Below are 12,786 nucleotides of genomic sequence, written 5' to 3'. Positions count from 1 at the left end.
AGCATGAGGCGTCCGGTGGGCAGGAGCGAAGGGACGCGGGCGAGGCATGGGTTGGTACGGGCGATCTTGACGGTGGTGCTGGCGGCTGGTCTGTGGACGGCCACGGCGCCGGTAGCCAAGGCCGACGTCGAATACCTCATGGTGCCCTCGGCGGCGATGGGACGCGACATCCCGGTTGCCTTCCAAGGCGGCGGCCCGCACATGGTCGTGCTGCTCGACGCCTTCAACGCCGCGCCCGATGTCAGCAACTGGGTGACCGCAGGCAACGCGATGAACACTCTCGCCGGCACCGGCATCTCAGTGGCCGCACCGGCCGGCGGTGCGTGGAGTCTCTACACCAATTGGGAGGCCGACGGCAGCAAGCAGTGGGAGACGTTCCTGGCCACCGAGCTGCCCGACTGGCTGGCCGCCAACAAGGGCCTGGCGCCGGGCGGCCACGGCATCGTCGGCGCCGCGCAGGGCGGCACCGGCGCCATGACAATCGCGACCTTCCACCCCGACCGGTACCGCTACGCCGGATCCCTGTCGGGGTTTCTGACCCCGTCGCACACCGTGATGAACGGCGCGATCACCGCCGGGCTGGCGCAATATGGCGGCGTGAACACCCACGCGATGTGGGGTGCAGCACAGTTGGGCCGGTGGAAATGGCATGACCCGGACGTGCACGTGCAGCTGATCGCCAACAACAACACCCGCATCTGGGTGTTCAGCCCGGCGACCACGACGTGTAGCGACCCGGCCGCGATGATCGGCTATTGCGATCAGGCCCAGGGCAGCAACCGGGCCTACTACCAGCACTATCGCTCCGTCGGCGGTCGCAACGGCCACTTCGACTTCCCGCCCAGTGGTAACCACGATTGGTCGACGTGGGGGCCGCAGCTGGCCGCCATGTCGGGCGAGCTGGTCGCCACGATCAAGTAGTCCGCGCGCGAATCGGCTGTACCGGGCCACATTTGGCCAGCCGGTACCTTGGAGGCGTGCAACACACGGTCCGACGGCATGCGTCCTCGGCTACCTCTTTATTGGTGGCCGCAGCGATGCTGCCGTTGACTGGCTGCCACGTCACCGACGACGTCATGGCCACGATCGGGTTACCGACGTCGGAAACCACACCGGCCGGTGCCAACGCGCAGGCAAACCTCCAGCCGCCGGCGATCGGGACGCCGCCGGCAGGCCAGCCCGGCCGGATCGCCGTCACCGATCAGCAGCGCGGCTATCTCGACGCGCTGGGCAGCGCCGGGATCCGGCCGTCCAGTGATCTGCTGGCGCTGTCCATCGGGTCGTACGTGTGCCAGGCGCGGGCTGCCAAGCAGACCGATCAGGAAGTGTGGGCGTATGTGCTGCCGCTGGTGCGCAACGACGTCAGCAGCACGCACCCCGCCTCGATGCCTCCGTCGGCGGAGGAGATCGATGCGGCGACCGCCGACTACATTCGCATCGCAACCGACCGACTCTGCTAGCAGGAGAACATGGCCAACAACAACCGGCGCAAACGCCGTCGCATCCTCGCCCTGATCGCCGCCGGGGCGATGGCCCTCGTGGTGGTGCTGGTCGTGGCCATCGTGATCGTGATCATGCGTCGGCCCGAAACGCCGCCCACCGCCGTCCCGCCGACCGCGGTGCCGCCGACGGCCGTGCCACCCACCACGAAGAAGCCGCGGCCGGAGTTCCAGGACGCCAGCTGCCCGGACGTGCAGCTGATCTCCATCCCGGGCACCTGGGAGTCCTCGGTGCACCTGGATCCGTTCAACCCGGTGCAGTTCCCGGCGGCGCTGCTGCTCAATGTCACCAATCCGATTCGCGATCAGTTCGGCACCGATCGGGTGGAGGTGTTCACGGTGCCCTACACCGCGCAGTTCCACAATCCGTTCTCCGCAGACGGGCAGATGTCCTACAACGACAGCCGCGCCGAGGGCACCCGTGCCGCGGTGAAGGCGATGACGGACATGAACAACCGCTGCCCGCTGACCAGTTATGTGCTGATCGGGTTCTCCCAAGGCGCGGTGATCGCCGGCGACATCGCCAGCGACATCGGCAACGGCCGTGGTCCCGTCGACGAAGACCTGGTGCTTGGTGTGACGTTGATCGCCGACGGCCGCCGGCAAGCTGGCGCCGGGCAAGACCTGCCACCCAACCCGCCGGGGCAGGGTGCCGAGATCACGTTGCACGAGGTGCCGACCTTGTCGTCGCTCGGTCTGACCATGACCGGACCGCGGCCGGGCGGATTCGGAATGCTCAACAACCGCACCTATCAGATCTGCGCGCCGGGCGACTTGGTCTGCGCCGCACCGGAATCGGCGTTCTCCATCGTGAATCTGCCCAAGACGTTGGAGACACTGGCCGGTGGGGCCGGCCAGCCGATCCACGCGATGTATGCCACACCGGACTTCTGGAATCTCGACGGCCAGTCAGCGACTCAGTGGACACTGGACTGGGCGCGAAACGTCATCGAAAACGCTCCGCACCCAAAGCACGGCTGAGTCACATCTGCGTCACAGTGATTTGGCCCGCGACAACCGGTCGCCTAACATTAAGAAAAAACTAAGAGTGGTTAGCCGCTGAGAGCACAAACGGCCTGATCAGGGTGTGTTCCGAAGCCGGTGAACGGGTGTCAATCCCGTGATCCGGCGGTGAACGGCAGCACCCCGGTACGATCTTCGGGGTTTGGGGTTCTGCGCGGTCGACCGACGACTGCGGCGACCCGAATAACGCGTGTTGACAAACAGACTTTGCGACGAGTGTGGTCTGACAGGAGAGTAAGAGATGCCGTTCCATAACCCGTTCCTCAAGGACGGTCAGATCAGGTTCCCGGAAAGAGCCTCTCTGGTCGGTCACATCGAGCGATGGGCCAAGGTGCGCGGCGACAAGCTCGCCTACCGGTTCCTGGACTTCTCGACGGAGCGGGACGGCGTCGCATGCGACTTGAACTGGGCTGATTTCGGCACCCGCAACCGCGCCGTCGGCGCCCGCCTGCAGCAGGTCACCGAGCCCGGTGACCGCGTCGCGATCCTGTGCCCGCAGAACCTGGAGTACCTCGTCGCCTTCTTCGGGGCTCTTTACGCAGGCCGGATCGCGGTGCCGCTGTTCGACCCCAGCGAGCCCGGCCATGTGGGTCGGCTGCACGCCGTCCTCGACGATTGCCAGCCGTCGGCGATCCTGACCACCACCGAATCCGCCGAGGGGGTGCGGAAGTTCTTCCGCAACCGACCGGCCAAGGAGCGTCCGCGCGTCATCGCCGTGGATGCGGTCCCCGACGAAGTGGGCGCGACCTGGATTCCGTACGACGCGGTCGACGAGACCACCATCGCCTACCTGCAGTACACCTCGGGTTCCACCCGCGTCCCCACGGGTGTGCAGATCACCCACCTGAACCTGGCCACCAATGTGGTGCAGGTGATCGAGGCGCTGGAGGGCGAGGAAGGCGACCGCGGCGTCACCTGGCTGCCGTTCTTCCACGACATGGGCCTGATCACCGCCATGATCTCGCCGCTGATCGGTCACTACGTGACGTTCATGACCCCTGCGGCCTTCGTCCGTCGACCTGGCCGCTGGATCCGCGAACTGGCCCGCAAGGAGGGCGACACCGGCGGCACCATCTCGGTCGCGCCGAACTTCGCGTTCGACCACGCCGCCGCGCGCGGGGTGCCCAAGGAGGGCGAGCCGCCGCTGGACCTCTCCAACGTCAAGGCCGTGCTCAATGGCAGCGAGCCGATCTCGGCCGCAACGGTGCGCCGCTTCAACGAGGCGTTCGGGCCGTTCGGCTTCAACCCCAAGGCCATCAAGCCGTCGTACGGGTTGGCCGAGGCCACGCTGTTCGTGTCGACCACGCCGGTGGGCGAGCCGCCGAAGATCGTCTACGTCGACCGCGACGAGCTGAACAACCACCGCTTCGTCGAGGTGCCCGAGGATTCGCCGAAGGCCGTCGCGCAGGCGTCGGCCGGCAAGATCGGGGTCGCCGAGTGGGCCACGATCGTCGACACCGAAACCGCGTCCGAACTGCCTGATGGGCACATCGGCGAGATCTGGCTGCACGGCCAGAACATGGGCACGGGGTACTGGAACAGAGAACGAGAGACGTCCGAAACTTTTCATAACATCCTCAAATCGCGGACCAACCCGTCGCACGCCGAGGGCGCGCCCGACGACGGAATGTGGGTCCGTACCGGCGACTACGGCACCTACTACGAGGGAGACCTCTACATCACGGGCCGAGTCAAGGACCTGGTGATCATCGACGGCCGCAACCACTACCCGCAGGATCTGGAGTACTCCGCGCAGGAGGCGAGCAAGGCGCTGCGCACCGGCTACGTCGCGGCGTTCTCGGTGCCGGCCAATCAGCTGCCGGACGAGGTGTTCGAGAATGCGCACTCGGGGCTCAAGCGCGATCCCGAGGACACCTCGGAGCAGCTGGTGATCGTCGCCGAGCGGGCGCCCGGCACGCACAAGCTCGACCCCGCGCCTATCGCCGACGACATCCGCGCCGCGATCGCGGTGCGCCACGGCGTCACCGTGCGCGATGTGCTTCTGACGGCGGCAGGCACGATTCCGCGGACCTCCAGCGGCAAGATCGGCCGCCGCGCCTGCCGCGCCGCCTACCTCGACGGCAGCCTGCGCAGCGGCAAGGTGGCGAACGCGTTCCCCGACCAGACGGACTGACGGCCGACCAGACAGCCCAGGCAAGCCGCCGCGGCGGTGAAAGTGAACGTTCAAAATGACTGAAACACAAAACGATTCGACAACCGACGAAGCGGCTGGCCAGGCGCCTGTGCAGCCCGCCCGCACGGACATGACCGTCGCCGAGATGCGCGAGTGGCTGCGCAACTGGGTAGCCAACGCCACCGGGCAGTCTCCGGACTCGATCGACGAGTCCGCACCGATGGTGGAGCTGGGTCTGTCCTCCCGCGACGCCGTCGCGATGGCCAGCGACATCGAGGACCTCACCGGGGTGACGCTGACGGCCACGGTGGCGTTCCGCCATCCGACGATCGAATCGTTGGCGACGGTCATCATCGAGGGCGAGCCGGAAGTCGAGCACATCGGCGATGACGAGGACTGGTCGCGCGAGCGCGAGGTCGACGACGTCGCAATCGTCGGCCTGTCCACCCGCTTCCCCGGAGACATGAACACCCCCGAGGAGACGTGGCAGGCGCTCCTGGAGGGCCGTGACGCCATCACCGATCTGCCCGAGGGGCGGTGGGAGGAGTTCCTCGGCGAGCCGCGCATCGCCGAACGCGTCGCCAAGGCGCGCACCCGCGGCGGCTACCTCTCCGACATCAAGGGTTTCGACGCCGAGTTCTTCGCGCTGTCGAAGATGGAGGCCGACAACCTCGACCCGCAGCAGCGGATGGCGCTGGAGTTGACGTGGGAGGCGTTGGAGCACGCCCGGATTCCGGCATCGAGCCTGCGCGGGGAAAAAGTCGGCGTGTACGTCGGCGCGTCCAATTTCGACTACAGCTACCTGAGTTTGTCCGATCCGAGCGTGGCGCACCCGTACGCCATCACCGGCAACTCGCACTCGATCATCGCCAACCGGGTGTCGTACTTCTACGACTTCCGCGGCCCGTCGATGACCGTCGACACGGCATGCTCGTCGTCGCTGGTCGCCGTCCACCAGGGTGTGCAGGCGCTGCGCGCAGGTGAGGCCGACGTGGTGCTGGCCGGCGGCGTCAACGCGTTGATCACCCCGCTGGTGACGGTCGGGTTCGACGAGGTCGGCGGGGTGCTGGCGCCCGACGGCCGGATCAAGTCGTTCTCTCAGGACGCCGACGGCTACGCCCGGTCCGAGGGCGGCGGCATGCTGGTGCTCAAGCGCCTCGCCGACGCCCGCCGCGACGGCGACGAGATCTTCGCGATCATCGCGGGCAGCGCGGTCAACCATGACGGCCGCTCCAACGGCCTGCTGGCGCCCAACCCGGATGCGCAGGCCGAGGTGCTGCGCAAGGCCTACAAGGACGCCGGCATCAACCCGCGCGACGTCGACTACATCGAGGCGCACGGCACCGGCACCATCCTCGGCGACCCGATCGAGGCCGACGCCCTGGGTCGCGTCGTGGGCAAGGGCCGTCCCGCCGACAAGCCCGCGCTGCTGGGTGCCGTGAAATCCAATGTGGGACACCTGGAGTCGGCCGCCGGTGCGGCCAGCCTGGCCAAGATGGCGCTGGCACTGCGCAACAACAAGATCCCGCCGTCGATCAACTACACCGGCCCCAACCCCTACATCGACTTCGAGGGGCAGCGACTCAAGGTGGCCGACACCGTCACCGACTGGCCGCGCTACAGCGGGCACGCCATCGCCGGTGTGTCGGGTTTCGGTTTCGGCGGCGCCAACGCACACCTGGTGCTGCGTGAGGTGCTGGCGTCGGATCTCGTGGAGCCCGAACCCGAACCGGCATCCGAGCCGGACAAGCCGGCGGCGTCCGACGCCGACGCGATCTATGTCGGCGGCGTGCGGATGGACGAGTACGGCGAGTTCATCCACGACGACGAGGACGAGGGGCCGGCCCACGCCGCCGAGGAGGAGCACGAACTTCCCGGGTTGACGGACGAGGCGTTGCGGCTGCTCGAGACCGCCCGCGAAGAGCTCGAGGCCGGCGAGCAGCCCACACCGGTTGTGCCGCTGGCGGTTTCGGCGTTTTTGACCTCACGCAAGAAGGCCGCCGCGGCCGAGTTGGCCGACTGGATCGACAGCCCCGAGGGCCGCGAGTCGTCGCTGGAGTCCATCGGGCGTTCGCTGTCGAGGCGCAACCACGGGCGCTCCCGCGCGGTGGTGCTGGCCCGCGATCACGACGAGGCGATCAAGGGGCTGCGCGCGCTGGCCGAGGGTAAGCAGAACCCCAACGTGTTCACCGCCGACGGTCCGGTCACCAACGGGCCGGTGTGGGTGCTGGCCGGTTTCGGAGCTCAGCACCGCAAGATGGGCAAGAGCCTGTACCTGCGCAACGAGACGTTCGCCGAGTGGATCAACAAGGTCGACGCGCTGGTCCAGGACGAGCGGGGGTATTCGGTCCTCGAGCTGATCCTGGACGACTCGATCGACTACACCGACGCGACCTGTGAATACCCCATCGAAGTGGTCCAGATGGTGATCTTCGCCATCCAGATCGCCCTCGGCGAGCTGCTCAAGGCGCATGGCGCGAAACCCGCTGCGGTGGTGGGCCAGTCACTCGGCGAGGCCGCGGCCGCGTACTTCTCCGGCGGGCTTTCGCTGGAGGACGCCACCCGCGCCATCTGCTCGCGCGCGCACCTGATGGGTGAGGGCGAGGCGATGCTGTTCGGCGAGTACATCCGGCTGATGGCGCTGGTGGAGTACTCCGCCGAGGAGATCAAGACGGTGTTCTCCGACTACCCGGATCTGGAGGTGTGCGTCTACGCCGCACCCAACCAGACGGTGATCGGCGGCCCGCCGGCGCAGGTGGACGCGATCATCGAGCGGTGCGAGAAGGAGGGCAAGTTCGCCCGCAAGTTCCAGACCAAGGGCGCCAGCCACACCCAGCAGATGGATCCGCTGCTCGGTGAGCTGGCCGCCGAACTGCAGGGCATCCAGCCGAGGCCGCTGACCACCGGCTACTTCTCAACGGTGCACGAGGGCAAATACATTCGGCCGGGCAGCGAGCCGATTCACGACGTCGAGTACTGGAAGAAGGGGCTGCGGCACAGCGTCTACTTCACCCAGGGCATCCGCAACGCCGTCGACAACGGACACACCACGTTCCTCGAACTCGCGCCGAATCCCGTGGCGCTCATGCAGGTTGGGTTGACGACGGCGGCCGCCGGCCTGCACGACGCGCAGCTGATCGCCACGCTGGCCCGCAAGCAGGACGAAGTCGACTCAATGATCACGACGATGGCGCAGCTGTTCGTCTACGGTCACGATCTGGACTTCCGCACGCTGTTCCCGCGCAAATCCCGCGGTCTGGCCGGGGCGCTCGACTTCGCGAACATCCCGCCGACCCGCTTCAAGCGCAAGCCGCACTGGTTGGACGCGCACTTCACCGGCGACAGCTCGGCGGTCATGCCGGGCAACCATGTCGCGATGCCCGACGGCCGCCACGTGTGGGAATTCGCACCGAAGGGTGCAGCGGATCTTGCTGCACTGGTGAAAGCCGCTGCGGCGCAGGTGCTTTCGGATGCCAAGCTGACGGCGTCGGAGCAGCGCGCGGTGCCTGCCGAAGGCGCGCGGTTGGTGACGACGCTGACGCGGCACCCCGGCGGCGCGACGGTGCAGGTGCACGCCCGCGTCGAGGAGTCGTTCACGTTGGTCTACGACGCGATTGTGTCGCGGGGCGGTGCGGCTTCGACGCTGCCGGTGGCCGTCGGCGCGGGTGTGGCGGTGGCCGAACAGGTTTCGGCCGCGCCCGCTGTCGAGGAGCCGGAGGAGCCCGAAGCAGAAATTCTGCAGGACCACCTCACCCAAGGCGCCAACCTGGGCGCGGGCTTTGCGAAATGGGACCCGAACTCCGGCGAGACCATCGGCCAGCGGCTGGGGACCATCGTCGGCGGCGCCATGGGTTACGAGCCCGAGGACCTGCCGTGGGAGGTGCCGCTGATCGAGCTGGGCCTCGACTCGCTGATGGCAGTGCGGATCAAGAACCGCGTCGAATACGACTTCGACCTGCCGCCCATCCAGCTCACCGCGGTGCGCGATGCCAACCTCTACGCCGTCGAGAAGCTCATCGCGTACGCGGTCGAGCACCGCGACGAGGTGGAGCAGCTGCACGAGCACCAGAAGACGATGACGCCCGAGGAGATCGCCGCCGAGCAGGCCAAGCTGGTCGAGGGCAAGTCCGCGGCCGAGCTGGTGGAAGCGGCGTCGGAGCTGACGTCGGAGGCGACGGACGTTTCGATTCCGCCGCCGCCTACGGATCCTTCGGGGCCGGGCATTCCGCCGCCGCCGACGGACCCGTCGGGCCCGAAGGCCGATGCCAAGCAGAGCGCGGCCGCCGCGGCCGCGCTGGGCCCACGCGCGGAGCGCAGGGGAGTATTGACTCAGGAGGCGGTCACCGAGGCGCTCGGCGCCGATGTGCCGCCGCGCGATGCGGCCGAACGCGTCACGTTCGCGACGTGGGCGATCGTCACCGGCAAGTCGCCGGGCGGCATCTTCAACGAGTTGCCGGCCCTGGATGACGAGACCGCGGAGAAGATGGCGCAGCGGCTGTCCGAACGCGCCGAGGGCACCATCACCGCCGACGATGTGAAGTCCGCGCCGACCATCGAGGCGCTGGCGACCACGGTGCGCGAGCACTTGGAGGAGGGCCAGGTCGACGGGTTCGTGCGCACCTTGCGGCCGCCGCAAGAGGGCTCGAACAAGGTGCCGGTCTTCGTGTTCCACCCGGCCGGCGGGTCGACGGTGGTCTACGAACCGCTTCTGAAGCGGCTGCCGCCGGACACGCCGGTGTACGGCATCGAGCGCGTCGAGGGCTCCATCGAGGAGCGCGCCGCGCAGTACGTGCCGAAACTGCTGGAGATGCACAAGGGGCCGTTCGTGCTGGCAGGCTGGTCGTTGGGCGGCGCGCTCGCGTACGCCTGCGCGATCGGGCTCAAGCAGGCCGGTGCCGACGTGCGCTTCGTCGGGCTGATCGACACCGTGCGCGCCGGCGAGGAGGTCCCGCAGACCAAGGAGGAGATCCGGGCGCGCTGGGATCGCTATGCGCGGTTCGCGGAGCGCACGTTCAACGTGCAGATCCCCGAGATCCCCTACGAGCAGCTCGAGGAGCTCGACGACGAGGGTCAGGTCAAGTTCGTGCTGGACGCGGTGAAGGAGAGCGGGGTGCAGATCCCCGGCGGCATCATCGAGCACCAGCGCACGTCGTACCTGGACAATCGCGCGCTCGACACCGCCGAAATCAAGCCGTACGACGGGCACGTCACGCTCTACATGGCCGACCGCTACCACGACGACGCCATCGTCTTCGAGCCGCGCTACGCGACCCGCAAGCCCGACGGCGGCTGGGGCGAGTTCGTGTCCGACCTCGAAGTCGTGCACATCGGCGGCGAGCACATCCAGGCGATCGACGAGCCCTACATCGCGAAGGTCGGCGCGCACATGAGTGAGGCGATCAACCGCATCGAGTCGGAGAGCGAGAGCAAGTGACCAATAAGACCACTGCCGAGCTGTTGGCCGAACTCCACGAAAAGCTGGAGCTGGCAAAGGAACCCGGTGGTGAGAAGGCCGCCGCCAAGCGCGACAAGAAGGGTATTCCCAGTGCGCGCGCCCGGATTCACGCCCTGCTCGATCCAGGCAGCTTCTTGGAGATCGGGGCGCTGTGCAAGACGCCGGGGGATCCCAACGCGTTGTATGGCGACGGAGTGGTCACCGGCCACGGACGCATCAACGGCCGACCGGTCGGCGTGTTCTCCCACGACCAGACGGTGTTCGGCGGCACGGTCGGAGAGATGTTCGGCCGCAAGGTCGCCCGGTTGATGGAGTGGGTGGCCATGGTCGGCTGCCCGATCATCGGCATCAACGACTCCGGTGGTGCGCGCATTCAGGACGCGGTGACGTCGCTGGCGTGGTACGCCGAACTGGGCCGCCGACACGAGCTGCTGCGCGGCATGGTGCCCGAGATCTCCATCATTCTTGGTAAATGTGCCGGGGGAGCGGTGTATTCGCCGATCCAGACCGACCTGGTGGTGGCGGTTCGCGACCAGGGCTACATGTTCGTGACCGGCCCCGACGTCATCAAGGACGTCACGGGTGAGGACGTCACGCTCGACGAGCTCGGCGGCGCCGACGCGCAGGCGAAATACGGCAACATCCATCAGGTCGTCGAGGACGAGGCCGCAGCGTTCCAGTACGTCCGCGATTACTTGAGCTTCTTGCCCGCCAACACTTTTGACGACCCGCCGATCGTCAACCCGGGCCTGGAGCCGGAGATCACGCCGCACGACCTCGAGCTGGATTCGATCGTGCCGGACTCCGACAACATGGCCTACGACATGCACGAGATCCTGCTGCGGATCTTCGATGACGGCGACGTGTTCGACGTCGCAGCCCAGCGCGGGCAGGCGATGATCACCGCGTTCGCGCGGGTCGACGGGCATCCGGTGGGCGTGATCGCCAACCAGCCGATGCACCTTTCCGGCGCAATCGACAACGAGGCGTCCGACAAGGCGGCCGGGTTCGTGCGATTCTGCGACTCCTACAACCTGCCTTTGGTTTTCGTCGTCGACACCCCCGGCTTCCTACCCGGCGTCGAGCAGGAGAAGAACGGCATCATCAAGCGCGGCGGCCGGTTCCTCAACGCCGTCGTCGAGGCCGACGTGCCGAAGGTCACCATCACGATCCGCAAGTCCTACGGCGGTGCGTATGCGGTGATGGGGTCCAAGCAGCTCTCTGCTGATTTGAACTTCGCATGGCCGACGGCGCGAATTGCGGTGATCGGCGCCGACGGCGCGGCACAGCTGTTGATGAAGCGCTTCCCCGATCCGCATGCGCCCGAGGCCCAGGCCGTCAAGCGCGAATTCATCAAGGGCTACAACGAGAACATGGCGATCCCGTGGATCGCCGCCGAGCGCGGCTTCATCGACGCGGTCATCCAGCCGCACGAGACGCGGTTGCTGCTGCGCAAGTCGCTACGGCTGTTGCGGGACAAGCAGAAGCAGGACCGCGTGCAGCGCAAGCACGGCCTGCTCCCGATTTAGCGGACTGCCCCCTCGCGGGCGGTGTAGAGCCCCGGCCGCGTCAGTAAATCACCGGCAAACGTGCGCGCCGGCGACGCGTTGGCGGTTGGATTAGGGGTATGTCGAACCACTTCACCGGGCTGAGCCTGGGACCGCCGTTGGGGGACCAGCGGCTGGACCTCTGCGACCTCTACGCCTTCCAGTCGCCCGCCGACCCCAAGAACACGGTGCTGATCCTCAACGCCAACCCGAACGCCGACGCGCTGCACCCCGACGCCATCTACCGGCTGGCCATCGACAACGACGGTGACCTGCGCAACGACATCGCGTTCAGTTTCGTCTACTCCGAGCCGCAGGACGGCCGCCAGACGGTCGACGTGTACCTCGCCGTCGGCGATGACGCCGAAGAGCCGGAGGCCGTCGGCTCGCAGATCTTCAAGGGCGTCGACGTATCGTTCGGCAAGGCGCCCAACATCGTCAGCTCCGGCAGCTTCACCGTCTTCGCCGGCGCGCGCAGCGACGCGTTTTTCTTCGACTACGACGGCATCAAGAACCTCTTCGACACCTCCGGTGGCCGCAACTTCACCGCGCCGCATCTCGGCGGCAAATCCCCGTGGACGGGCGTGGATTCGAACCTGAAAGCCAACGTCATGTCGATGGCCATCGAGATGCCGACGACGGCGTTGGGCGCCGATCCCGACGTCCGGATCTGGGGGCGGTGCAGCGTGCGACGCGACGGCAAGCTCATGCACGTCGACCGGGCGGGCCATCCGTCGGTCAGCAGCTTCTTCAACACCGACGAGACCAAGGAGGAGTACAACGCCGGCGAACCGATCTTCGACCGCGAGCGCTGGATCGGCATGTTCATCCACCTGATGGGCCACACCGGCGGCTACACGCGTGACGAGGCCATCGAGGCGATCGACAATGAAGGCACCCTGCCCGACATGCTCACCTACAACCCGTCGAAACCCGCCAAGTACCCCAACGGCCGGACGTTCGCCGATGACGTCATCAATTACCGGCTGGCGTTCCTCACCAAGGGCGAGTGCCCGCCGACCGGCCTGAGCCCGCATACGGACACCTTGAACGAGTTCCCGTATCTCGGCCCGCCCCACGACAACTAGGGATTTGGGCGTAGCTTCCCTTGTCTTTCGGGGACGCCTC

At 67.2% G+C, this 12,786-nt stretch carries 7 protein-coding genes; all 7 read left to right on the top strand.

Annotation, left to right across the window (positions count from 1 at the left end; translation table 11 throughout):
• Window positions 1-3: 3 nt before the first annotated feature.
• The 7 genes from CWS39_RS22945 (at window position 4) to CWS39_RS22915 (ending at window position 12,746) form a co-directional block, all read left to right on the top strand.
• Window positions 4-921, top strand: coding sequence for an alpha/beta hydrolase-fold protein (locus CWS39_RS22945; RefSeq protein ID WP_102145208.1), 918 nt, complete (start codon window positions 4-6; stop codon window positions 919-921).
• A gap of 104 nt (window positions 922-1,025) precedes the next feature.
• Complete coding sequence (locus tag CWS39_RS22940; protein WP_233213642.1) at window positions 1,026-1,460, top strand: DUF732 domain-containing protein; 435 nt, start codon at window positions 1,026-1,028, stop codon at window positions 1,458-1,460.
• A 9-nt stretch (window positions 1,461-1,469) separates the two neighbouring features.
• Entirely contained in the window at window positions 1,470-2,480 is a 1,011-nt protein-coding gene (culp6, locus tag CWS39_RS22935; protein WP_102145206.1) for a carboxylesterase Culp6, read from the top strand.
• 283 nt (window positions 2,481-2,763) lie between these two features.
• Window positions 2,764-4,656 carry a long-chain-fatty-acid--AMP ligase FadD32 gene (gene fadD32 / locus CWS39_RS22930; protein ID WP_102145205.1) on the top strand — a complete coding sequence of 631 codons (1,893 nt, stop codon included), beginning with the start codon at window positions 2,764-2,766 and terminating at the stop codon, window positions 4,654-4,656.
• A 130-nt stretch (window positions 4,657-4,786) separates the two neighbouring features.
• A complete protein-coding gene (gene pks13, locus CWS39_RS22925; protein ID WP_102145234.1) occupies window positions 4,787-10,090 on the top strand; it encodes a polyketide synthase Pks13 in 5,304 nt (1,767 codons plus the stop codon).
• The gene (locus CWS39_RS22920; protein WP_102145204.1) at window positions 10,087-11,640 is read left to right on the top strand and encodes an acyl-CoA carboxylase subunit beta; all 1,554 of its coding nucleotides are present in this window, start codon (window positions 10,087-10,089) and stop codon (window positions 11,638-11,640) included. Before pks13 ends, CWS39_RS22920 begins: the two co-directional genes overlap by 4 nt.
• Window positions 11,641-11,738: 98 nt before the next feature.
• Window positions 11,739-12,746 carry a DUF4331 family protein gene (locus CWS39_RS22915; protein WP_102145203.1) on the top strand — a complete coding sequence of 336 codons (1,008 nt, stop codon included), beginning with the start codon at window positions 11,739-11,741 and terminating at the stop codon, window positions 12,744-12,746.
• Window positions 12,747-12,786: the final 40 nt, after the last annotated feature.

The organism is Mycobacterium hubeiense, assembly GCF_002838065.1.
Taxonomy (GTDB): domain Bacteria; phylum Actinomycetota; class Actinomycetes; order Mycobacteriales; family Mycobacteriaceae; genus Mycobacterium; species Mycobacterium hubeiense.
This window is presented reverse-complemented; position numbering and strand designations above follow the sequence as displayed.

Bases quoted from the DNA above. Each gene is read 5' to 3' on its own strand.
- culp6 (WP_102145206.1), top strand. From the start codon at position 1,470: ATGGCCAACAACAACCGGCGCAAACGCCGTCGCATCCTCGCCCTGATC.
- CWS39_RS22915 (WP_102145203.1), top strand. From the start codon at position 11,739: ATGTCGAACCACTTCACCGGGCTGAGCCTGGGACCGCCGTTGGGGGAC.
- pks13 (WP_102145234.1), top strand. From the start codon at position 4,787: ATGACCGTCGCCGAGATGCGCGAGTGGCTGCGCAACTGGGTAGCCAAC.
- CWS39_RS22945 (WP_102145208.1), top strand. From the start codon at position 4: ATGAGGCGTCCGGTGGGCAGGAGCGAAGGGACGCGGGCGAGGCATGGG.
- fadD32 (WP_102145205.1), top strand. From the start codon at position 2,764: ATGCCGTTCCATAACCCGTTCCTCAAGGACGGTCAGATCAGGTTCCCG.